Origin of the sequence: Kaistia hirudinis, from assembly GCF_014196455.1 — a bacterium.
GTDB classification, from domain to species: domain Bacteria; phylum Pseudomonadota; class Alphaproteobacteria; order Rhizobiales; family Kaistiaceae; genus Kaistia; species Kaistia hirudinis.
Genome location: NZ_JACIDS010000004.1, coordinates 87,559 through 109,300, shown reverse-complemented (window position 1 = coordinate 109,300; position 21,742 = coordinate 87,559). Strand labels below are relative to the sequence as shown.

Annotated in this window: 24 protein-coding genes and 1 other RNA gene; 12 read left to right on the top strand and 13 right to left on the bottom strand. The window is 66.7% G+C overall.

The genetic code is table 11. The annotated features are described in order from the left end of the window. Nucleotides 1-56: 56 nt before the first annotated feature. Nucleotides 57-569, bottom strand: coding sequence for a crossover junction endodeoxyribonuclease RuvC (gene ruvC, locus GGR25_RS15295; protein ID WP_183399712.1), 513 nt, complete (start codon nucleotides 567-569; stop codon nucleotides 57-59). 168 nt (nucleotides 570-737) lie between these two features. Here ruvC and GGR25_RS15290 point away from each other — a divergent pair, with 168 nt between their 5' ends. After that, nucleotides 738-1,259, top strand: coding sequence for a hypothetical protein (locus GGR25_RS15290; protein WP_183399711.1), 522 nt, complete (start codon nucleotides 738-740; stop codon nucleotides 1,257-1,259). A 69-nt stretch (nucleotides 1,260-1,328) separates the two neighbouring features. On the opposite strand, the gene GGR25_RS15285 is transcribed toward GGR25_RS15290, so the two are convergent. From GGR25_RS15285 to GGR25_RS15245, 9 genes are all read right to left on the bottom strand, one after another. Further along, nucleotides 1,329-2,078, bottom strand: coding sequence for a YebC/PmpR family DNA-binding transcriptional regulator (locus GGR25_RS15285; RefSeq protein ID WP_183399710.1), 750 nt, complete (start codon nucleotides 2,076-2,078; stop codon nucleotides 1,329-1,331). 116 nt (nucleotides 2,079-2,194) lie between these two features. Then, entirely contained in the window at nucleotides 2,195-3,373 is a 1,179-nt protein-coding gene (locus GGR25_RS15280; protein WP_183399709.1) for an SEL1-like repeat protein, read from the bottom strand. After that, nucleotides 3,370-4,041 (bottom strand): thiamine phosphate synthase, encoded by a 672-nt coding sequence (locus GGR25_RS15275; RefSeq protein WP_183399708.1) that lies wholly within the window; start codon nucleotides 4,039-4,041, stop codon nucleotides 3,370-3,372. Before GGR25_RS15275 ends, GGR25_RS15280 begins: the two co-directional genes overlap by 4 nt. 69 nt (nucleotides 4,042-4,110) lie before the next feature. After that, a complete protein-coding gene (locus GGR25_RS15270; RefSeq protein ID WP_183399707.1) occupies nucleotides 4,111-4,899 on the bottom strand; it encodes an inositol monophosphatase family protein in 789 nt (262 codons plus the stop codon). Between the two features lie 110 nt (nucleotides 4,900-5,009). Further along, complete coding sequence (locus GGR25_RS15265; protein ID WP_183399706.1) at nucleotides 5,010-5,831, bottom strand: TIGR00282 family metallophosphoesterase; 822 nt, start codon at nucleotides 5,829-5,831, stop codon at nucleotides 5,010-5,012. Nucleotides 5,832-5,845: 14 nt separating this feature from the next. Further along, on the bottom strand, nucleotides 5,846-6,424 hold the full coding sequence (locus GGR25_RS15260) for a 5-formyltetrahydrofolate cyclo-ligase (RefSeq protein WP_183399705.1): 579 nt from the start codon (nucleotides 6,422-6,424) through the stop codon (nucleotides 5,846-5,848). A gap of 26 nt (nucleotides 6,425-6,450) precedes the next feature. Continuing rightward, a non-coding RNA gene (gene ssrS, locus GGR25_RS15255) (6S RNA) lies at nucleotides 6,451-6,609 on the bottom strand. A gap of 48 nt (nucleotides 6,610-6,657) precedes the next feature. Continuing rightward, nucleotides 6,658-7,023, bottom strand: coding sequence for a cell division protein ZapA (locus GGR25_RS15250; protein ID WP_183399704.1), 366 nt, complete (start codon nucleotides 7,021-7,023; stop codon nucleotides 6,658-6,660). Between the two features lie 6 nt (nucleotides 7,024-7,029). Continuing rightward, nucleotides 7,030-7,314 carry a DUF4164 domain-containing protein gene (locus tag GGR25_RS15245; protein WP_183399703.1) on the bottom strand — a complete coding sequence of 95 codons (285 nt, stop codon included), beginning with the start codon at nucleotides 7,312-7,314 and terminating at the stop codon, nucleotides 7,030-7,032. Between the two features lie 289 nt (nucleotides 7,315-7,603). Between GGR25_RS15245 and tkt the strand changes: the two genes are divergently transcribed. The 6 genes from tkt to GGR25_RS15215 all read left to right on the top strand — a co-directional run bounded on the left by tkt (nucleotide 7,604) and on the right by GGR25_RS15215 (nucleotide 15,426). Beyond that, complete coding sequence (tkt, locus tag GGR25_RS15240) at nucleotides 7,604-9,595, top strand: transketolase (protein ID WP_183399702.1); 1,992 nt, start codon at nucleotides 7,604-7,606, stop codon at nucleotides 9,593-9,595. 94 nt (nucleotides 9,596-9,689) lie between these two features. Next, nucleotides 9,690-10,697 carry a type I glyceraldehyde-3-phosphate dehydrogenase gene (gap, locus tag GGR25_RS15235; RefSeq protein WP_183399701.1) on the top strand — a complete coding sequence of 336 codons (1,008 nt, stop codon included), beginning with the start codon at nucleotides 9,690-9,692 and terminating at the stop codon, nucleotides 10,695-10,697. Nucleotides 10,698-10,798: 101 nt separating this feature from the next. Beyond that, nucleotides 10,799-11,995: a phosphoglycerate kinase gene (locus tag GGR25_RS15230; protein ID WP_183399700.1), complete on the top strand. Its 1,197-nt coding sequence runs from the start codon at nucleotides 10,799-10,801 to the stop codon at nucleotides 11,993-11,995. A gap of 227 nt (nucleotides 11,996-12,222) precedes the next feature. Next, entirely contained in the window at nucleotides 12,223-13,254 is a 1,032-nt protein-coding gene (locus GGR25_RS15225) for a class I fructose-bisphosphate aldolase (protein WP_183399699.1), read from the top strand. A gap of 120 nt (nucleotides 13,255-13,374) precedes the next feature. Then, entirely contained in the window at nucleotides 13,375-14,394 is a 1,020-nt protein-coding gene (locus GGR25_RS15220; RefSeq protein ID WP_183399698.1) for a flagellar motor protein MotA, read from the top strand. 3 nt (nucleotides 14,395-14,397) lie between these two features. Beyond that, nucleotides 14,398-15,426: a peptidoglycan -binding protein gene (locus GGR25_RS15215; protein WP_183399697.1), complete on the top strand. Its 1,029-nt coding sequence runs from the start codon at nucleotides 14,398-14,400 to the stop codon at nucleotides 15,424-15,426. Between the two features lie 7 nt (nucleotides 15,427-15,433). Here GGR25_RS15215 and GGR25_RS15210 read toward each other — a convergent pair whose 3' ends face one another. After that, nucleotides 15,434-17,218: an ABC transporter transmembrane domain-containing protein gene (locus tag GGR25_RS15210; protein ID WP_183399696.1), complete on the bottom strand. Its 1,785-nt coding sequence runs from the start codon at nucleotides 17,216-17,218 to the stop codon at nucleotides 15,434-15,436. Between the two features lie 233 nt (nucleotides 17,219-17,451). On the opposite strand from GGR25_RS15210, the gene rpmE reads away from it, so the two are divergent. Beyond that, complete coding sequence (gene rpmE / locus GGR25_RS15205) at nucleotides 17,452-17,676, top strand: 50S ribosomal protein L31 (RefSeq protein ID WP_183399695.1); 225 nt, start codon at nucleotides 17,452-17,454, stop codon at nucleotides 17,674-17,676. A 243-nt stretch (nucleotides 17,677-17,919) separates the two neighbouring features. Here the strand turns inward: rpmE and rcdA are convergent, their stop codons facing one another. Together rcdA and GGR25_RS15195 are read right to left on the bottom strand one after the other, a co-directional pair. Further along, nucleotides 17,920-18,441 (bottom strand): protease adaptor protein RcdA, encoded by a 522-nt coding sequence (gene rcdA / locus GGR25_RS15200; RefSeq protein ID WP_183399694.1) that lies wholly within the window; start codon nucleotides 18,439-18,441, stop codon nucleotides 17,920-17,922. Nucleotides 18,442-18,648: 207 nt separating this feature from the next. Further along, nucleotides 18,649-18,840, bottom strand: a complete 192-nt coding sequence (locus tag GGR25_RS15195; RefSeq protein ID WP_183399693.1) for a DUF1192 domain-containing protein — start codon at nucleotides 18,838-18,840, stop codon at nucleotides 18,649-18,651. Between the two features lie 95 nt (nucleotides 18,841-18,935). Here GGR25_RS15195 and GGR25_RS15190 point away from each other — a divergent pair, with 95 nt between their 5' ends. The 4 genes from GGR25_RS15190 to GGR25_RS15180 all read left to right on the top strand — a co-directional run bounded on the left by GGR25_RS15190 (nucleotide 18,936) and on the right by GGR25_RS15180 (nucleotide 21,600). Then, entirely contained in the window at nucleotides 18,936-19,964 is a 1,029-nt protein-coding gene (locus tag GGR25_RS15190) for an NAD(P)H-quinone oxidoreductase (RefSeq protein ID WP_246409829.1), read from the top strand. A 48-nt stretch (nucleotides 19,965-20,012) separates the two neighbouring features. Beyond that, a complete protein-coding gene (locus GGR25_RS15185) occupies nucleotides 20,013-20,237 on the top strand; it encodes a DUF2171 domain-containing protein (protein ID WP_183399692.1) in 225 nt (74 codons plus the stop codon). A gap of 177 nt (nucleotides 20,238-20,414) precedes the next feature. After that, nucleotides 20,415-20,687, top strand: a complete 273-nt coding sequence (locus tag GGR25_RS24580) for a hypothetical protein (RefSeq protein WP_210299978.1) — start codon at nucleotides 20,415-20,417, stop codon at nucleotides 20,685-20,687. A gap of 190 nt (nucleotides 20,688-20,877) precedes the next feature. Then, a complete protein-coding gene (locus GGR25_RS15180) occupies nucleotides 20,878-21,600 on the top strand; it encodes a DUF1013 domain-containing protein (protein WP_183399691.1) in 723 nt (240 codons plus the stop codon). Nucleotides 21,601-21,742: the final 142 nt, after the last annotated feature.

Here is a 21,742-nt window from a genome sequence, read left to right as displayed (position 1 = left end):
GTCTCATCCGCTTCACCCGGTCCTGCGTCCGGAAAACCGGCCTGATCCGACACTCCTCAACCTCCCAACGCCGCCTTGAGCCGCGCCGTGGCGCCACGATGATGGATATGACAGATCGCGACGGCCAGCGCATCGGCGGCGTCGTCCGAATCGAATTCGGCCTTCGGCAGCAGCACATTGACCATCATGCGGATCTGGTCCTTCTCCGCGTGGCCCGTGCCGACGATCGTCTTCTTGACGGCGTTCGGCGAATATTCGGCGACCGAGATGCCCGCGCGGGCCGGCACCAGCAGTGCGATGCCGCGGGCCTGGCCGAGTTTCAGCGTGCCGGCGGCGTCCTTGTTGACGAAGGTCTGCTCGACCGCCGCCTCGTCGGGCTGGAACCGCGCCACGATCTCCGAAAGCCCTTCGTGCAGCACGACCAGCCGATGCGCCATCTCGCCGTCGAGCGGGGCCCGAACGGTGCCCGATGCCACGAAGGAGAGCGCATTGCCGCGCGCCTCCACGAGCCCCCAGCCGGTGCGGCGGAGGCCGGGATCGATGCCGAGGATGCGAATCGCGTGGTTCATGTACAGGCTCTACCCGAAGAGGTGCGCCTTCTCAAGAACATAGAGAGAACGACCGCGCCCCTCTTACCGAGATCATGTTGACCCGGTCGTTCAGAATCGTTGCGTCACCGCCTGCGATGACACATCGCTGTGATTGCGATTCCTAATTTGCGAAAGGAGGATGACGGAATGCTGAAACAGCTTGTCCAGCAATTCATAGACGAATACCGCCCGGATGAGCAGCGGTCCGCGGCCACGATACAGGCCTCGACAGACATTGAGGACGCGATCGTCAAGTCGACCGCTCGCATCAAGACGCATCAAAGACAGTCTAATGAGACCTTGGAGGAGTGGACGAGCGCACTCAAACAAGCCGCAAACCGATTGACCAACGCAAAAGACTTCGATGATCTATTTCGCATTGCCAAAGAGGTCGGCGACCCTATTTGGAATATCGGTCCGCTTGCAGTCTATGACTTCGCCTCCCGGATATCGATATATCTGAAAATTCCTCCGCAGCGGGTTTACCTACATGCTGGTCCGGCCAAGGCTGCCAAATGCCTTAACATCAGGGCTAAGGAGGCCTCGAAAAACGACTTCCCTGACGAGCTGGCACCGCTTTCGGAAGACGAGATAGAGAGCTTCCTCTGCATATTCGCTAACCGAATCTGCGCTCAAGGCGCAGAACGCAAACGCAAACGATCCTGCTGAACCGATTGCCAAACTTAGGGATTGGCTGCGGGCCGTCGGCCAAGGTCCGCAGCAAGTGTAAATAGCCAATCAGGCCGCGGCGAGCTTCTGCATCACCTCTTCGGGGATGTCGAAGTTCGAATAGACCGCCTGGACGTCGTCGTCGTCCTCGAGCGAATCGATCAGCCGCATCAGCGCGCCGGCCTTTTCCTCGTCGACGGGGACGAGGTTCTGCGGCTTCCAGATCGCCTTCACCGACTCGGCTTCGCCGATCGTATCCTCGAGAGCCTTGGCGACTTCGCCCATATTCTCGAAGCTCGCATAGATCGTGTGCGTCTCGGCATCGCTCTGGACATCGTCGGCGCCGGCCTCGATGGCCGCGTCCATGACCTTGTCGGCCGAGCCGGCGGAGGCCTTGTAGACGATCTCGCCGACATGATCGAACATGAACGAGACCGCGCCGGTCTCGCCCAGAGCGCCGCCGGACTTGGTGAAATAGGAGCGCACGGCGCTGGCGGTGCGGTTGCGATTGTCGGTCAGCGCCTCGACGACGACGGCGACGCCGCCGGGACCGTAGCCCTCGTAGCGGATCTCGTCATAGTTCTCGCCATCATTGCCCATCGCCTTCTTGATGGCGCGATCGACATTGTCCTTCGGCATGTTCTCGGCCCGCGCGTTCTGGATCGCGAGGCGGAGGCGGGCATTCATCTTCGGGTCCGGCAGGCCCAGCTTCGCGGAGACGGTGATCTCTCGGGCGAGCTTGGCGAAGAGCTTGGACCGCTTGGCGTCGGCCGCGCCCTTGCGGTGCATGATGTTCTTGAACTGGGAATGTCCCGCCATCTCGGACGTCCTTCGGAAATCGCAAAGCCACTGGCAGCGGCCTCCCGCCGCCACCGATCGCGCCGCTTATAGGGTTTCGCCCGCCCGAAATAAAGCTGCGCGGCGCAGAAGCCGGCTCAGGGCTTGGCGGAAGACTTCTTGCCCGCCGCCTTCTGGGGCGGCTGATCGCCCGCCGCGGCGGCCTTGTCGGCATCCTTGCGGAAGGTCGGCCAGAGCTGGGCTTCCGCCTGGGCGCGCTTCAGATCCGCGTCGGAGAGCGTCTTCATGAACTGGTCCAGCCACGCGTCCTTGAGGCCGGCATTGGACGCGATCAGATACCAGCGCGCCGCCTCGACCGGATTGGGATCGACGCCCTGCCCGCTGGCGAGCACCCGCGCATAGCGGTTCTGCGCGATCGTATTGCCCTTTTCGGCCGCACGCTGCAGCCAGGAGGCGGCGGCGATGATGTCCTTCTTGACGCCCGTGCCGTTGAAGAGGCGGATGCCATATTCGAGCTGCGCGTCGCCATGGCCGTCGGCAGCGGCCCGCGCCAGCCACATGGTCGCGATCCCGTCGTCGAGAATGACCCCGTCGCCGACGCCATAGAGCTGCGACAGCGCATATTCGGCGTCGCTGTTGCCCTGCGCCGCGGCCTTGCCGAAATAGTCGGCCGCCTTCAGCGGGTCGCGCGGCCGCACGTCCCCCTCGAGATAGAGCAGGCCGAGATTGTAGAGCGCGTCCGAATTGTTCCAGATCGCCGCCTGCTCGAAGGCGTCGGCGGCCTTCGCCTTGTCCTTCTTGACGCCCTTGCCGTCGAGATAGAGCAGGCCGAGCGCCAGTTGCGCGGCCGGATCGCCGCCGAGCGCCGCCTTCTGGTACCAGGCAGCCGCGGCCTTGTCGCTCTGCTTGACCCCGAGCCCCTCCTGGTAGAGCCGGCCGATCAGGGTCTGCGACACCGGATCGCCGCGCTCGGCGCGCGGCAGGGCGAACAGGACGGCGCGGTCGTAGAAGCCGCGCTGATAGGCGCCATAGGCGAGGTCGCCCTCGCTGCCGCCGCTGCCCGTATCCTCGGCGAGGCCGCGGCCGGATTTGAGATAGTCCTCGGCCGAGGGCATCACACCGGCGGCGGGCGGCGGCACGCCGAGCATGGCATCCGGCGGCGGCTCGAACAGGATCGCGCGGTCATTGTCCGGACCTGAGGCGCCGGCTGCCGGCGCGGCGTCGGTGCCCGGCTTGGCCGCAGGCTTGGGCGGCCCCGCCGCCAGGGCCGGGCCGGCAGCCAGAACCAGCGCCAGCGCGAGCAGCGGCGCTTTCACGGCGCCGCCTCCATCTGCCGGGCGGCGATCAGCCGGTTCGCTTCGGCGACGGCGGCCGAGGGACCTTCGGGGTGCAGCCAGACCGCGTCGCGCAGCACGACGAATTCGACCCGCGCATCGACGGCCTCGATGACCGATCCGAGCGCCCTGCCACCCATCACCATGGCCGGGATCTCGAACACGACCGACCACCAGGCCGCCATGTCGAGCGCCTTGTCGAAGATCTCGTCCGCCGTATCGCCATCGAGTCGGCCGAAGAAAAGATAGTCGCAGTCGGTTTCGCCGGCGAGCATCGCGTCATGCCGCGTCTTGAGACCGCCACCGCCGACGATCCGGTCGGGATGGAAGGTGTCGACGGCCCGGCGCAGTTCCGCCTGGCCGGCCGCCACATGGACGCCATCCGCGCCGCTCGCCTGAACGAGAGACCAATCGCCGGCGATGATCGCCGCCACGCCATTGGCCTGCGCGATCGGAACGAGCCGCTCCGCCGCGGACAAGGCGGCGTCCGGATCGAGATGTGCGAGGTCGAGGATCAGCGAGGCGACGTCGCCCGATCGCAGCGTCGCGTCGAGCACAGGCGCAAAATGCGCGGCTTCGAACTCTGCCGGCGTGACCAGGCAGAGCCTCGCGAACATCGGTTCCTGTACCGCTTTTTTCTTCTTCGCCATGGGCCGCTCTTCACCTTCGCGGGGATTGCACCGGACCCTTGTGGCGAAAACGGGACGCCGCCGCCGGGATCAGGCCTTGTTGAGCGTTGCGAGCAGCCGGCGATGGATCGACTCGTTGCCGACGCAGATGCTGCCGGTCTCCAGCATGCGGTCGCCGCCCGCCATATCCGAGACGAAGCCGCCGGCCTCGCGCACGAGCAGGAGGCCCGCCGCCATGTCCCAGGGATGGATGTCGGATTCGAAATAGCCGTCGAAGCGGCCGGACGCGACCCAGGCGAGATCGAGCGCGGCAGCGCCGTTGCGCCGCACGCCCGCGACTTCGAGCATGACGCGCTCGAGCTTCTTGAGATAGGCGGGATGGCCCGGACGGCCGAGATGGGGGATGCCGGTCGCGATCACGCTGTCGGCGAGCGAGTTGCGCGTCGCGACGCGCATCCGCCGGTCGTTCATGAAGGCGCCGCCGCCGCGCTCCGCGACATAGAGCTCGTTCATCACCGGGTTGAAGATCACGCCGGCGACGATCTGGCCGTCGCGCTCCAGCGCCACCGAGATGCCGAAGATCGGGATGCCGTGCAGGAAATTGGTCGTACCGTCGAGCGGATCGATGATCCAGCGATGCGACTGGTCCGTGCCCTCGATCACCGCCGATTCCTCGGCGAGGAAGCCATAGCCCGGCCGCGCCCGCGACAATTCCTCGATCAGAGTCTTCTCGGCCTTCTTGTCGGCGGCCGAAACGAAATCGCCGGGGCCCTTCACGGAGACCTGGAGATTCTCGACCTCGCCGAAATCACGGGCGAGCGTGCGGCCCGCCTTCATGACGGCGGCGACCATGACGTTCAAGAGGGCCGAGCGGGCCATGCCTTAACTCCTCGGCGCCCTGCTGCGCGATAATACGCGGGACGCGATGCTGATCGGGGATTGGGCGCTTCTCCGAGCATGGAAGGCGCCCTCGCGTCAACCCCGCATTCTCAAGCCCAGAAGGGCGGCAACCGCTCCTCGAGCACGCCGCCGATCGAAAGCGGCGCCACCGCGACCGCGAGCCCCGAGCTCTCGTCGACCTCGACCGCGATGCCGCAAAGCGTCGCCTCGCCGCCCGCCGGGCTGAAGCGTCCCGACGGAATCTTGGTCAGGAAGCGGCGTACCGGCTCGTCCTTCTCCATGCCGAGCACGGAATCGTAATCGCCGCACATGCCGGCATCGGACTGGTAAGCCGTGCCGCCGGGCAGGACGCGATGGTCGGAGGTCGGGACATGCGTATGCGTGCCGACGACCAGGGTCACGCGGCCGTCGAGGAAATGCGCGACGGCCTGCTTCTCGCTGGTCGCCTCGGCGTGGAAATCGACGATGATCGCATCCGCCTGCTCGCCGAGCGGGCAGGCAGCGACCTCGCGCTCCACCGCCGCGAACGGATCGTCGAGCGCATCCATGAAGACGCGGCCCATGACGTTGACGACGAGAATGCGGGCGCCGTTGCGCGCCGGATAAAGATTGGCGCCGCGTCCGGGTGTGCCGGAGGGAAAATTGGCCGGGCGCAGGAAGCGGGGCTGCCGCTCGGCAAAAACGAGCGCCTCGCGCTGGTCGAAGGCATGGTTGCCGGTCGTCACGACATCGGCGCCGGCATCGAGGAGATCCGTGAGAATTTCCTCGGTGAGGCCGAAACCGCCCGCCGAGTTCTCGCCATTCACCACCACGAAATCGAGGCCGAAGCGCTCGACGAGGCCGGGCAGGCGATTGACGACGGCGGCGCGGCCGCTGCGGCCGACGACATCTCCGAGGAACAAGAGGCGCAAGGAAAGCTCCGGAATCAGGCGTGCGGAGGAGCCGCCATCAGCTCCCGCTCGGTCACGAGGAAGTCGAGCGGGATATCGTGCGGCTCCGCCGCTATCTTTTCGACCTCCTGCACGGCGAAGGCAAGGCCGAGCAGCACGGGACGCCGCCCAGCCTCGATCAGCCGCGCAATGGCACGGTCGAAATGGCCCTTGCCATAGCCGATCCGGTTGAGCGCCCGGTCGAAGGCGGCGAGCGGCACGATCAGGAGATCGGGAACGACCTCGGCCGCCGTTTCGGGCGGGCCATAGGTGCCGAAGCCGGCCGGCACCAGCCGCGCATCGTGCTCGAACTGTCGGAACCGCATCGTGATGGCATCGGCGAGGAAGGGCAGCGCGATCGCGGCACCGACGAGCCGGGCCGCCGCCAGCAGCGGACGCGGATCGGCCTCGGAGCGGATCGGCCAATAGCCGGACACAACGGATGGCGCGAGACGGGCCAGCAGCGGCTCGGCCAGCGCCGCGGCATTCGACGACGCTTCAGCGCGATAATGCTCAGACAGCGCATCGCGACGGGCAAGCGCGGCGGCGCGTTGATCAGCCTTCACGTCGGACATGCTCGCGGCGGGTGGAAGGGGGAAGTGGCGAACCACGATGGGCCGATGGATATATCGATCCCGGGAACCTACAGCGTAGGTGGGCGCCGTGTACCCAAGCCCAGGGGCTCGGACAGGGACAGCTCCCGTTTGGATCGATAAGGCCCCGGGGAATTTGATGATCCTGTCGGGCCGCGCAGTGTCGCCGAAACGGAATATAGGCGACGAAGGACACGGAAGCCAGTGGCAGTGCGTCAGCCGCCGCCGTCGCGCAGCTTCTGCGTCATGCCCTCGATGCGGCCGGCGACATGGTCGATGGCCCGGGCAAAGCCCGCCTCCGCCTCCTCGAAACGGGCGATCACGGCCGATTTGGTCTCGTTGATGCCCGCGATCTCGGTCTCGAGGCGGCGGATGCGCCGATGCGCCTCGGCGAGTTCGTCGCCCATGGTCAGCGCGGACATGACGATCAGGCGCTGGTCGCCGATCTCGCCAAACGAGCCGCGGAGCTGCTCGATGATCTCGTTGAGACGGGCGGCGAGCGATTCGAGATGCGCCTCCTGCCCGTCGTCGCAGGCCATCCGGTAGACCTTGCCGTTGATGGTGATGTTGACCTGCGCCATCGCCCGTTAGCCCTTGCTGCCACGGCCGATCACGGCGCGAATGGTCTCCATCGCCGCGACGAGGCGGCGCGACACTTCCTGATTGGCCGATTCGAGCCGCTCGGCCCGCGATTCCGCGGCATCGACCGACTGGGCGAGGCGGGAGCGGTCGAGGCCGATGCGCTGCAGCTCGCCTTCCAGCTCGCCGAGCTTGGCCTCGGCGGCGAGACGCTCGTCCACCAGCCCCTCCAGCGCGTCGAGGGCCGCCTGCAGGCGGCGCACGGCCCGGTCGATGGGCGAGGCGGGCGACATCTTTGGCTGGTTGCTCCGATTCCCTGCCGCGCGGGATATGGCGCGGATTTCTGGCGCGGAGATTAGGCGGGGGGCCGACACGCCGTCAATCGGCGCGCGGCGGCCGGCCGATCGCGGCAATCGGGGCCGACCCGCGGGCCGTGCCGCGATTGACTAGGTGCCCTGAACTGTTATTTGTCGCTCCGACTTCTCCCCGGCGACCCTGCATCCGCCGGGCGTCGTTCCAGAAACCGAAACGGCTGGTAGCGGCTACTGCGGCGGTTCCGGCCTCTAGCGAAGAAGCGACCCCATGACGGAAACCGAACTCAAGAAGCGCATGGCCAATGCGATCCGCGCTCTGGCCATGGACGCGGTGGAAAAGGCGAAGTCGGGCCATCCGGGCATGCCGATGGGCATGGCCGATGTCGCCACGGTCCTCTTCACGCGCTTTGTGAAATATGACGTGCACGCGCCGCACTGGCCCGACCGCGACCGGTTCATCCTGTCCGCCGGCCATGGCTCGATGCTGCTCTATTCGGTGCTGAACCTGCTCGGCTCCGACGTCGTCTCCATGGAAGAGATCCAGCGCTTCCGTCAGCTTCATTCCAAGACGCCCGGCCACCCGGAGAATTTCGACACGATCGGCGTCGAGACGACCACTGGCCCGCTCGGCCAGGGCCTTGCCATGTCGGTCGGCTTCGCGCTCGCCGAGCGCATGCTCGCCGCCGAGTTCGGCAACGACATCGTCGACCACCACACCTATGTCATCGCCGGCGACGGCTGCCTGATGGAAGGCGTCAGCCACGAGGCGATCGATCTCGCCGGCCATCTGAAGCTCAACAAGCTGATCGTGCTGTGGGACGACAACCGCATCACGATCGACGGCCATACCGATCTCGCCACCTCGATCGACCAGGTCGCTCGCTTCAAGGCGAGCGGCTGGAACGCGGAACATGTCGACGGCTTCGACCAGGAGGCGGTCGCCGCCGCCATCGAGCGGGCGCGCAAGTCCGACAAGCCGTCGATGATCGCCTGCCGCACTATCATCGGCTATGGCGCACCGACCAAGGCCGACAGCCACGCCTCGCACGGCTCCGCGCTCGGCGCGACCGAGATCGCCGGCGCCCGCGAAAAGCTCGGCTGGCCCTATGCCCCGTTCGAGATCCCCGAGGACGTGGCCGGCGGCTGGCACGAGGCAGGACGCCAGTGGGTCGGCGCGCGCGAAGCCTGGGAGAAGCGCCTCGCCGCGCTCGATCACGACAAGAAGGCCGAGTTCAAGCGCCGCTTCGACCGGATCCTGCCGGGCAATTTCGAAGCGGCCATGGAGGCCTACAAGCGCGGCCTGTCGGATTCGAAGCCCAAGGTCGCGAGCCGCAAATCGTCCGAGATGGCGCTCGACATGCTGGCCACGGTCGTGCCGGAACTCGTGGGCGGCTCCGCCGACCTGACCGGCTCCAACCTGACGCGCGGCAAGTCGCAGCAGCCGCTGACGCCGGATGACTATTCCGGCCGCTACATCCACTACGGCATCCGCGAATTCGGCATGTCGGCGGCGATGAACGGCATCGCGCTCCATGGCGGCTTCCTGCCCTATGGCGGCACGTTCCTCGTCTTCTCCGATTATGCCCGCCCGGCGATCCGCCTGTCGGCGCTGATGCGCGCGCATGTCGTCTATGTGATGACGCATGATTCGATCGGCCTCGGCGAGGACGGTCCGACGCACCAGCCGGTGGAGCATCTGGCGGCGCTGCGCGCCATTCCGAACCTCCTGGTCTTCCGCCCCGCCGACGCCGTCGAAGTGGCCGAGGCCTGGCAGATCGCGCTCGAGAGCACGAACCATCCCTCGCTGCTCGCTCTGTCGCGCCAGAATCTGCCGACGCTGCGCGTCGAGCATTCCGTCGTGAACAAGACCGCCAAGGGCGCCTATCTGATCGACGGCCCGGCCAAGGCCGACGTGACGATCTTCGCGACGGGCTCCGAGGTCGCGATCGCGGTCGATGCCAAGGCGAAGATCGAGGCGGCCGGACGCACGGCGCGGATCGTGTCCGTGCCCTGCTTCGAGCTGTTCGAGCAGCAGGACGAGGCCTACAAGGCCGAGACCATCGGCGACTCGCCGGTCAAGGTCGCGATCGAGGCGGCCATCCGCCAGGGCTGGGACCGCTTCATCGGCACGGACGGCATCTTCATCGGCATGTCGACCTTCGGCGCGAGCGCGCCGATCGAGGCGCTCTATCCCTATTTCGGGATCACGGCAGACGCGGCAGCCGATGCTGCACTTGCGAAACTGACGTCGAACGTCTGAAACTAGAGACAACCACACCGGGGCGGCCCGCCCCGGTTCGCGGGTAGAAACGCGGCAAGAGAAGGCGCCGGCCGGCGCTACAAGGAGATCGATGATGGCGGTGCGGGTAGCAATCAACGGGTTTGGCCGGATCGGGCGCAATATTCTGCGCGCGATCGTCGAAGACGGTCGGACCGATGTGGAAGTCGTGACCGTCAACGATCTCGGCCCGGTCGAGACCAACGCCCATCTGCTGCGCTTCGATTCGGTGCATGGCCGCTTCCCGAAGAGCGTCGTTGTCGAGGGCGAGAACATCATCGTCGACGGCAAGCCGATCCGCGTCACCGCGATCAAGGACCCGTCGACGCTGCCGCACAAGGAACTCGGCATCGACATCGCGCTCGAATGCACGGGCATCTTCACCGCCCGCGACAAGGCCGCGGCGCATCTGACGGCCGGCGCCAAGCGCGTCATCGTCTCGGCCCCGTCGGACGGCGCCGACTACACCGCCGTGATGGGCGTGAACGAGGGCGGCCTGACCAAGGACCATCTCGTCATCTCCAACGGCTCCTGCACGACCAACTGCCTCGCGCCGGTCGCCAAGGTCCTGCACGAGACGATCGGCATCGAGCACGGCTTCATGACGACGGTGCATTCCTACACCGGCGACCAGCCGACGCTCGACACGATGCACAAGGACCTCTACCGCGCCCGCGCCGCCGCGCTCTCCTCGATTCCGACCTCGACCGGCGCCGCCAAGGCGATCGGCCTGGTGATCCCCGAGCTCAAGGGCAAGCTGGACGGATCCTCGATCCGCGTGCCGACCCCCAATGTCTCGCTGATCGACTTCAAGCTGGTGGCGAAGCGCGCCACCACCAAGGAAGAAATCAACGAGGCGATGAAGGCGGCGGCCGCCGGCCCGCTCAAGAACATCCTCGGCGTCACCGACCAGCCGAACGTCTCGCACGACTTCAACCACGACCCGCATTCGGCGACGTTCCACCTCGACCAGACCAAGGTCATCGACGGCACCTTCGTCCGCGTGCTGGCCTGGTACGACAATGAGTGGGGCTTCTCGAACCGCATGGCCGACATGGCGGTCACGCTCGCCAAGACGATCTGACGACGACGACCCGGCTTCGCGCCGGGTCCTTTCGATTGCGGACCGGCGGCGCAGGACCTTGCACCGCCGGCTCCCCGGGCAAGCTGACGGGAAGGGTTGCGATGACCGAATTCAGAACGCTGGACGCCGCCGACGTGAAGGGCAAGCGCGTCCTCGTCCGCGTCGATTTGAACGTGCCGACCAAGGACGGCAAGGTCACCGACGACACGCGCATCCGCGCCGTCCTCCCGACGATCACGGAGATCTCCAAGAAGGGCGGCAAGGTCATCCTGCTCGCCCATTTCGGCCGTCCCAAGGGCGAGCGCGTCAAGGAAATGTCGCTGGCGCCGGTCGTCGCGCCGCTGGAGCAGCTGCTCGGCCACGCCGTGGCCTTCGCCGATGACTGCATCGGCAACGACGCCGCGACCGCCATCGCACGGATGAGCAATGGCGACGTGCTGCTGCTCGAGAACACGCGCTTCCACAAGGGCGAGGAGAAGAACGACCCGATCTTCGTCTCCGCGCTCGCCGAGCTCGGCGACCTCTATGTCGACGACGCCTTCTCCGCCGCCCATCGCGCCCACGCCTCGACCGAGGGCATCGCGCACATCCTCCCCGCTTATGCCGGCCGCTCGATGCAGGCCGAGCTCGAGGCGCTCAGCCGGGCGCTGACGGCGCCGAAGCGGCCGGTGATCTCCGTCGTCGGCGGCGCCAAGGTGTCGTCGAAGATCGACCTCCTGCAGAATCTCGTCACCAAGGTCGATGCGCTCGTCATTGGCGGCGGCATGGCGAACACGTTCCTCAACGCCGAGGGCTACAATGTCGGCGCCTCGCTCTGCGAGAAGGACCTCGCCGAGACGGCCCGCACCATCCTGATCAAGGCCGAAGAGGCCAATTGTGCGATCATCCTGCCGGTCGACGCCACCGTCGCCTGGCGCTTCGAGGCCAATGCCCCGAACCAGAACTACAGCGTCGAGGCGATCCCGGCCGACGGCATGATCCTCGATGTCGGCCCGCAGTCGATCGAGCGCATCCGCGCGGCGATCGACGATGCGGCGACGCTGGTCTGGAACGGCCCGCTCGGCGCGTTCGAGCTGGCGCCGTTCGACAAGGGCACGGTCGCCGCAGCGCGCCATGCCGCCGAGCGCACCAAGGCCGGAACGCTGCTCTCCGTGGCCGGCGGCGGCGACACGGTTGCCGCGCTGAACCAGGCCGGCGTCGCGGACGACTTCACCTATGTCTCGACCGCCGGAGGCGCCTTCCTCGAATGGCTCGAGGGCAAGGCGCTGCCGGGCGTCGAGGTGCTCAAGCGCAAGTAAGCGCGCGCCTAGACCCACACGTCTTCACGAAGAATGTTGCGGCGCGAAATGGCAAGATCGCCAGTTCGCGCCGCAGCTGTTTTGTTTGGTCATAGAAATTAAACATTCCAGTCGTTTAATCGATTCGTAGCGCATTATTTTGCGATGCAAAATCGATCGTTGCGCGCTATCCCAAGTGTGCTTGGCTCGGGCAGTCCAGCCAAACTGATTGGAAGAGATCGTCACGTATGACCGAAAGCCTGCAGGATATAGCCCGTCGTCTCGTCACGCCCGGCAAGGGCCTCCTGGCAGCCGACGAGAGCTCGAGCACGATCAAGAAGCGGTTCGACTCGATCGGGCTCGACTCGACTTTCGAAACCCGTCGTGACTATCGCGAGATGCTGTTCGGCGCCGACGAGGCGATGCGGAACTATATCTCCGGTGTCATTCTCTATGACGAGACGATCCGCCAGAACGCTGCCGACGGCACGCCGCTGGTCAAGCTGATCGAGGCCGCGGGCTCGGTCCCCGGCATCAAGGTCGATCTCGGCGCCAAGCCGCTCGCCGCCTTCCCGGGCGAGTTCATCACCGAGGGCCTCGACGGTCTGCGCGAGCGCCTCGCCGAATATCACACGCTCGGCGCCCGCTTCGCCAAGTGGCGCGCGGTCATTCCGATCGCCGAAAGCCTGCCGACCGAGGCCGCGACCATCACCAACGCCCATGCGCTGGCGCGCTATGCCGGGCTCTGCCAGGAAGCCGGCATCGTCCCGATCGTCGAGCCGGAAGTGCTGATGGACGGCGCCGTCGCCACGCATGACATCGCCCGCTGCGACGCCGTCACGCGGCGGACGCTGACGATCGTCTTCGAAGAGCTGATGCGGCTGCGCGTCGATTTCACCGGCATGATCCTCAAGCCGAACATGGTCGTTCCCGGCCGCGACAGCGGCCAGCGCGCCTCCAGCGAGGAAGTTGCCCAGCGCACCGTCGCGGTGTTCCGCGATACGGTGCCGGCCTCCGTTCCCGGCATCGCCTTCCTCTCCGGCGGCCAGTCGGACGAGCAGGCGACGGAGAACCTGTCGCACGTCAACCGCATTCCGAACCTGCCCTGGAAGATCACCTTCTCCTTCGGCCGCGCCTTGCAGGCGGCAGCGCTCAAGGCCTGGGGCGGCAAGAGCGAGAATGTGGCCGCCGGGCGCCATGCGTTCCTGCATCGCTGCCGCATGAACAGCCTCGCCGCGCTCGGTGAGTGGCAGCCCGAACTGGAGCGCGAAGCGGCCTGATCGCCTCTTCTTCGCAGACGACGCCGTCCTGCGGCGTCGTCCCCCTTTCTATCGGCCGTCAAATCACGCTAAACCTTGAGTCCTCGGCGGGTTGATCAGGGCGTGACGCAGCGGCGGACCATGGCAAGAGATTTCGATCCTTACAGGCTGGCCAGTCCGCAGGTCTATCTGTGGCGCATGGTCGTGTTCCTGGTCATCGCGGCCTTCGTCACGCTGATCCTCTATCGCCAGGTCTATGTCTCGTTCCTGGCGAATCCGGCGCTGAACAGCGTCATCATCGCCGTCCTGTTCATCGGCATATTGCTCGCCTTTCGGCAGGTGATCCGCATCTTCCGCGAAGTGCGGTGGGTGAACAATTTCCGCACCTCCGACCGCTCGATGGAGCTCGAGCGCCCACCCGTGCTGCTCGCCCCGATGGCGGCGATCCTGGGTGATCGCATCGGCCGCGTCTCGATCTCGACGCAGACTATGCGCTCGGTGCTCGATTCGATCCTGATGCGCCTCGACGAGGATCGCGACACATCGCGCTACCTGACCGGCCTCCTCATCTTCCTCGGCCTGCTCGGCACGTTCTGGGGCCTGCTGGAGACGGTCGGCGCCGTGGCCGACGCGATCGGCGCGCTCAATGTCGGCTCCGGCGACAGCGCCGTCATCTTCGAGGACCTGAAAGCCGGCCTGCAGGCGCCGCTGAAGGGTATGGGGACGGCGTTCTCGTCATCGCTGTTCGGCCTTTCCGGCTCGCTGATCCTCGGCTTCCTCGACCTCCAGGCGGGCCAGGCGCAGAACAAGTTCTATACCGAGCTCGAGGACTGGCTCTCGACGGTAACCGACCTCGACCCGACCATGATGGACATGCGCGAGGGCGCCTCGTCCGGCGAGGATCTGCGCGTCGCGATCGAGCGGCTGACCCAGGTGGTGCAGGAGGGCGCGGCGCCCGGCGGCGCATCGGGCGGCTCCAACCAGCGCGCCACCACGGCCATGGCCAATCTCGCCGAGGGCATCCAGGGCCTGGTGCAGCACATGCGCTCGGAACAGCAGGTCGTCCGCAGCTGGGTCGAGCAGCAGGCCGATCAGCAGCGCGAGATGCAGCAATTGCTCGAGGTCATTGCACGGGCGCTGAAGCAGCCCGCCGGGGAGTAGCCCGTGGCCCTCCGAGCCCGCCGCCGCGAGGCGCGCAGCGATGTCTGGCCGGCCTTCGTCGACGTCCTGTCGAACCTGCTGCTCGTCTTCATCTTCCTGCTGTCGATCTTCGCGCTGCTGCAATATCTGCAGACCCGCGAGATCAGCGGCAAGGACACGGTGCTGAACCGCCTCAATTCGCAGATCGCCGAATTGACCGAACTGCTCGCCATGGAGCGCTCGGGCAAGCAGGAACTGTCCGACGAGCTCGCCAGCCTGCAGGCAAGCCTCGCCTCCGCCACAGCCGAGCGGGACAAGCTCAAATCCGCGGCCGATTCGTCCTCTGCCGCTGCCTCCTCGGCCGATGGCCAGATCGCGATCATCACCAAGGCGCTCGACGACGAGAAGCTGGTCAGCCAGAAGGCCCTGTCGCAGGTCGAGATCCTGAACCAGCAGATCGCCGCGCTCCGCCGCCAGATCGCCGCGCTCGAGGATGCGCTCGGCGCTTCGGAGAAGCGCGATCAGGAAAGCCAGACACAGATCGCGGACCTCGGCCGACGCCTCAATGTCGCCCTGGCCCAGCGCGTGCAGGAACTCTCGCGCTATCGCTCCGACTTCTTCGGGCGCCTGCGCGAAATCCTCGGCAACCGGCCCGACATCCGCGTGGTGGGCGATCGCTTCGTGTTCCAGTCGGAAGTGCTGTTTCCGTCCGGCTCGGACGAGTTCAACCCCGAGGGCAAGGCGGAACTCGACAAGCTCGCGGACGCGATCAAGCAGCTCGAGACGGAAATCCCGCCGGAGATTCCGTGGGTGCTGCGCGTCGACGGCCATACCGATGCGCGACCGCTTTCCGGCGCCGGGCGCTTCCGCAACAACTGGGAGCTCTCGGCCGCGCGAGCCATCGCCGTGGTGCGTTACCTGATCGACAAGGGCGTGCAGCCATCCCATCTCGTGGCCGCGGGCTTCGGCGAATACCAGCCGATCGAGCCGGGCGACAGCGACGAAGCGAACGCGAAGAACCGCCGAATCGAGCTGAAGCTGACGGAACGCTGATCGGCCGTCAGGCCGCCTCGCTGCCGAACTGGAGTTCGGCGAGGCGGGCATAGAGGCCGGAGCGACGGACCAGTTCGTCATGCGTCCCGGTCTCGACGATCGTGCCGCCATCCATGACGAGGATCCGGTCGGCCTTCAGGATCGTCGCGAGCCGATGCGCGATCACGATCGATGTGCGGCCGACCATCAAGCCTTCGAGAGCCGTCTGCACCGCGACCTCGCTTTCGGCATCGAGCGCGCTCGTCGCCTCGTCCAGAAGCAGCACGGGCGCATCCTTGAGGATGGCGCGGGCGATGGCGATACGCTGGCGCTGACCGCCGGAGAGCATCACGCCGCGCTCGCCGAGCTCGGTGGCGTAGCCCTGCGGCAGCGCCGACAGGAAGCCGTCGGCCTGCGCCGCCACGGCCGCCGCGCGGATCTCCGCTTCGCTGGCGCCCGACCGGCCGAAGGCGATGTTCTCGGCCGCCGACGCGGCGAAGATGACCGTGTCCTGCGGCACGATCGCGATCGCGCGCCGCAGCGCCGTCGGATCGAGCCGCTTGATGTCGACATCGTCGAAGGTCACGACACCGGACTGCGGATCATAGAAGCGCAGGATCAGGTTGAAGAGCGTGCTCTTGCCGGCGCCCGACGGGCCGACGACGGCGACCCGCTCGCCCGGCTCGATGGTCAGATCGACCTCGCGCAGCGCGGCCTCGCGGCCTCCCTCCGGATAGGCGAAGGTGACGCGGGAGAGGCCGATCCGGCCCGATGCGCGCGGCGGCAGCGCCACGGGGGCAGTTGGGGCCGAGACGGACGGCGCCTCGGAGAGAATCTCCGACAGCCGCTCGGCGGCGCCGGCCGCATTGGCGATGTCGCCCCAGACCTGACTGAGCTCGCCGAGCGCGCCCGCGCCAATCACGGCATAGATCAGGAACTGGCCGAGCGTGCCGGCGCTCATGCGACCGGACAGCACGTCCTGCGCCCCCCACCAGAGCACGGCGACCATGCTGGAAAAGACGAGGAAGATGCCGAGCGCGGTCAGGGCCGCCCGCGCGGCGGTCGAGCGCCGTGCCGCGGCGAAGGCCTCCTCGACGACGGCCGCGAAGCGCGTGGAGACCGAGCCCTCGGCCGTGAACGACTGGACGATGCGCATGGCGCCGATCGCCTCGCTCGCATAGGCGGAGGCCTCCGCCAGGCGGTCCTGCGCCCAGCGCGAACGGCTGCGCACCTTGCGGCCGAAGCCGACGAGCGGCAGCACGATCAGGGGAATGGCGAGCAGCACCAGCGCCGAGAGATGCGGGCTGGTCACGACCATCATCGCGACCGCGCCGGCGAACATGACGAGATTGCGCAGCGCGATCGAGACATTCGCCCCAGCGACGGCCTTGATCTGGGTGGTGTCGGCCGTCAGGCGGGACGCGATCTCGCCGGAGCGATTGCGATCGAAATAATCGATGCCGAGGCCGGTGAGGTGGCGGAAGACATCGGCGCGCAGATCCGCGACGACACGTTCGCCGAGCCAGGTGACGAAATAGAAGCGCAGGCTCGATGCGGTCGCGAGAACGGCGACGACGCCGATCAGGCCGAGGAAATAGCTGTTGATTGCGCCCGGATTATCCGCGTTGAAGCCGTGATCGATCATCTGGCGGACGGCGAGCGGCACCGTGAGCGTCGCCAGCGCGGCGGCGACGAGGGCCACGCCGGCGCCGGCGAGCTGGGCCTTGTAGCGCAGCAGATAGGGTAGCAGCATGGCGAGCGGACGGAGCGCGGGACGTCGCGCCCTGCCCTCTTCCGTGCTGCGTTCCGTCATGACGATGCTCCCGCCGATGGCGCCCTGCGGCGATCGGGCGTAGTTGCACGCAAGGCCGCGGCTTTTCAAGGCGTGGCAGGGTCTTGTGTCGGCGGGAGGGGTGGGCTATATCGTCGCCCCGACAGGCGGCCCGGCCAAGGTGCGCCTCATCCACCATTATCCGGCGACAGGGGCCCTTTGGCGAGGGCGCGGCCTGACGGTTCGAAACGGACCGCGCCACCGAGGACCGAGCGATGAAGCAGAACATCCATCCCGACTACCACACGATCAAGGTCGTGATGACGAACGGCACCGAGTACATGACCCGTTCGACCTATGGCGAGGCGGGCGCGACGCTCAACCTCGACATCGATCCGACGACTCATCCGGCCTGGACGGGCGGCAACCAGCAGCTGCTCGACCGCGGCGGTCGCGTTTCGCGCTTCAACAACAAGTTCAAGGGCTTCATCGGCGGCTAAGCTGCCTGATCCCCGTTGGAATCAAGAAAGCCCCGGCCTCTGACCGGGGCTTTCTTTTTGGCGCATGGACGAGCGCGCGGCGATCACGGCCGCGCGCATGGCCGCTCGAAATCAGTCAATGTTCAGGGAAGGACCGGCGTCGAAGGTCCGCCAGCGGAGCGGAAGCCGGCTTGCGGATCGATTCGATGCGAAGAGGCGCAGCGCGATCGCCGGTGAGGCGCGTGCGGTCGGACGCGGTTCGGCTCAGTCGCGGCCGAAAGCGCGGGCGAGGCGGCCAATCTGGCGGTTGACGGGGTTCTCGACCTCGTCGTCGAAGGCGACCGGGCCATAGAGGGCGTCGTCGAGGCGGATGACGCGTTCCTGCAGGCGAATGGAATGCTCGATGAGACCGCGGAGGCGGAGCGGGAGATCCTCCCAGCCGGCGCCCTCGGTCTGCGTGCCGAAGCCGCGCAGGCGCACCTTGGCCTTTTCCTGGACGGCCTGCTCGCGCGACATCTCGCCATCATTGACCGCGCGCTGCAGCAGCAGCCACGACGCGATCTGCATCAGCCGCGTCGTAAGGCGCATGGATTCCGTCGCATAGCCGAGTGAGCCGCCGCGCGACAGTTCACGCGATTCGGCCCGCCCGTCGCCGTCGAGATAGGCCGCTGTCTCCTCGACGAGCGCCATGCCCTCGCGAAACAGATTGCGGAAGGTGTCCGAGTGCGCGAAGTGCCGGCCAAAGACGATCGGAGCGCTCGCTTCGTCAATCGCTTCCTCGGCCATCACCCTCTCCCGATCGTTCCACCGCTCATTGCGCCAGCAGGGCGCGAGGCCCCGGGCACGATGGAGGTCTTATAGGTCAAGCCATTGAGACGAAACAGTGGGGAGTCGCCCCGGGAAACGCTTCAACACGGTCTTCAGCCGGTAAACTTCTGTTAAGGTTAACTTGGCATCGCGATCAGGCCCTGCGTTCCCTGAGATCGTCGGTTCTCAGCGCTTGAAGAAGGATGCGGCCGCGTCCCGCGAGGCGGCCTTGGCGGCATGGGCCTCGCGCAGGCGGGCGATCTCCGCCTCCAGGGCCGCGACGCGCGCGTCGATCTCGTCGAGCGAGAGCCGGGAGAGGTCCTCGCCGAGGGTGTGCACCTTCGGCCGCTCGACGGGAGCATCGTCGAAAAGAGCCATTTGCTTCTGGCCTCCGTTTCTGGTCTGCCTTGCCAAAACTAGCAGAGTTCCCCGTCGCTTCCAGATCGGGAGCCGCAAAGAGCAGAGTACCGGCCATGCCAGAGCGCAGCGAGATCGCCGATCTTCCTCAGATGATGGAAGTCGTCGCCATCACCCAGCCGGGCCCGCCCGAGGTCCTCAAGGTCGAACGACGGCCGCTGCCCGAGTTGCGCGACGGCGAAATCCTGATCGAGGTTGCTGCGGCGGGCGTGAACCGGCCCGACCTGCTACAACGCCAGGGCGCCTATCCGCCGCCCAAGGGCGCGTCCGACCTGCCCGGTCTCGAGGTTTCCGGCCGCGTCGCCGCGCGCGATGCCGCTGCCGGGCGCTATGCTCTCGGCGATGCCGTCACGGCCCTCGTCGCGGGCGGCGGCTATGCGCAATATGTCGCCATCCACGAAAGCAACGCCCTGCCCGTCCCCGCGGGCCTTTCGATGATCGAGGCGGCCGCCCTGCCGGAGACGTTCTTCACCGTCTGGCACAATGTCTTCGAGCGCGGCGCGCTGAAGGCGGCCGAGACGTTGCTCATCCATGGCGGCTCGTCGGGGATCGGGACGACGGCGATCCAGCTCGCCAAGGCCTTCGGTGCGCGCGTGATCGTCACGGCCGGCTCGCCCGAGAAATGCGCGGCCTGTCTCGCGCTCGGCGCCGATCACGCGATCGACTATCGCAGCGAGGACTTCGTCGAGGCGGTGCGGGTGGCGACGGATGGGCACGGCGCCGATGTGATCCTCGACATGGTCGGTGGCGACTATATCGAGCGCAATCTGCAGGCGGCGGCCGTCGATGGCCGCATCGTCCAGATCGCGTTCCTGCAGGGATCGCGGGCGACGATCGACTTCGCGCGGATCATGCTGAAGCGCCTCACGCTGACCGGTTCGACGCTGCGCCCGCGCACCACGGCCTTCAAGGCCGGCATTGCCGCGCAGCTGGAAGAAAAGGTCTGGCCGCTGATCGCGAGCGGCGCGATCCGCCCCCGCATCGACGGCGTCTATCCCCTCGCGGCCGCGGCAGAGGCGCACCGGCGGATGGAGGAAAGAGGCCCCATCGGCAAGCTCGTCCTGGAGGTTCGCGGCGGCGCGTGAACCATCCGGCCCGGACGGCGTTGAGCGGACAACAGAAGGAGAACGCTCATGGCCGAATCCGATCGCATTCAAGCCCACATGCAGGTCCTCGACCAGCGCGGCAATCACGTCGGCACCGTCGACCGGGTCGATGAGGCCGGCGAGATCCGGCTCGCCCGCGCCGACTCCCCGGACGGGCTGCACCACTACATTCCGCTGGATTGGGTGGAGGCCGTCGACGAAGCCGTGCGCCTCAATCGGGTGAGTTCTTCCGTGCTCCGCGACCGCGATTGATGTCGCCGGGATTGCGGCGCCGTTTCTAGTTCACGCCGGACGGAGACGACACAATTCGCGATAATCTTCTTGGCGAATTCAGAGTGTAGACGTACCCTTGCCTCGTCCGTCCGGGAGGCACTTCTTACGAATCATCGCCATTGATCATCGCAATACCGGACGCGGGCATTGGAGGAAATGATGCAGCGCAATAATACCTGGATCTGGATCGTCGTGGTGATCGTCATCGTGGTGGTCGGTTGGTTCTGGTGGCGTTCCAGCAAGACGGAAGCACCACCTCCGGCAGCGACGACCGAGCAGTCCGCCCCGGCGCCCGCCCCCGCTGCACCCGCGCCGGCACCGGCCGCGCCGGCAGCAGCGCCCGCTCCTGCGCCTGCGGCTGAACCGGCCGCGCCCGCTACGCCGGCGCCTGCGCCGGCCACCCCTGCGCCGCAGAACAGCACGCAGTAGAACCGCTCACGCCAGATCAGGCCGCGACATCCGTTGCGGCCTGATCTGCTTAGCCGCATTGGCTAAGGAGCGGCGCTGAAGCAACGTTTGATTTGGCGGGGCAGTCAGCCTATATGGGTATTCACCCCCGTCAATTTGACGATCGACAGGCTCCTTCGGGTCAACCCGGGCGAGCGCTCAGGAGAGAATTATGTCGAGCATTCCGCTGATGCCGAAAGCGACCGCCGTCTGGCTGGTCGAGAATACGTCCCTCGGCTTCGATCAGATTGCCGATTTCTGCAAATTGCACCCGCTCGAGGTAAAGGCCATTGCCGACGGCGAGGCGGCCCAGACCATCAAGGGCCTCGATCCGATCGTGACCGGCCAGCTGACACGCGAAGAGATCGACAAGGCGCAGCGCGATCCGAAGTACCGGCTGAAGATCGCCGAGACGAAGGTCCGCATCCCCGTCCAGAAGCGCAAGGGCCCGCGCTACACGCCGGTCTCCCGTCGCCAGGACCGTCCCAACGCCATTCTGTGGCTGCTGAGGAATCATCCGGAGCTCAAGGACGCGGCGATCATGCGTCTCGTCGGCACGACCAAGCCGACGATCGACTCGATCCGCGGCCGCAGCCACTGGAATTCGACCAATCTCGCGCCGATGGATCCGGTGACGCTCGGCCTCTGCTCGCAGATCGATCTCGACTTCGAGGTCGACAAGGCCGCCAAGAGCCTGCCGCCGCGCGAAGTCGGCGCCGAAGGCGATACGCTGCTGCGCACCGAGGAGACGACGGCCGCCGACGCGCTCGCCGCCGCGGCGCTGCGCTCCTATCGCCTCGAGCCGAAGGAAGAGGAAGAGCTCGACGCCGACGCTGTCTTCGCCAAGCTCAAGTCGCTGAAGGGCCCCGTCGACGAAGAAGAAGACGAAGTCTGATCGTCGGTCACGCCACGCCGCAAGTGCGTGGCCAACGCCCGAACGAGATTGAAACGCCGGCGGAATGGCCATTCCGCCGGCGTTTCCATGTCTGATCTTCCGCTTTCGGCCCCCGGGACCGCGCCTGCGCCAAGCAATGTGC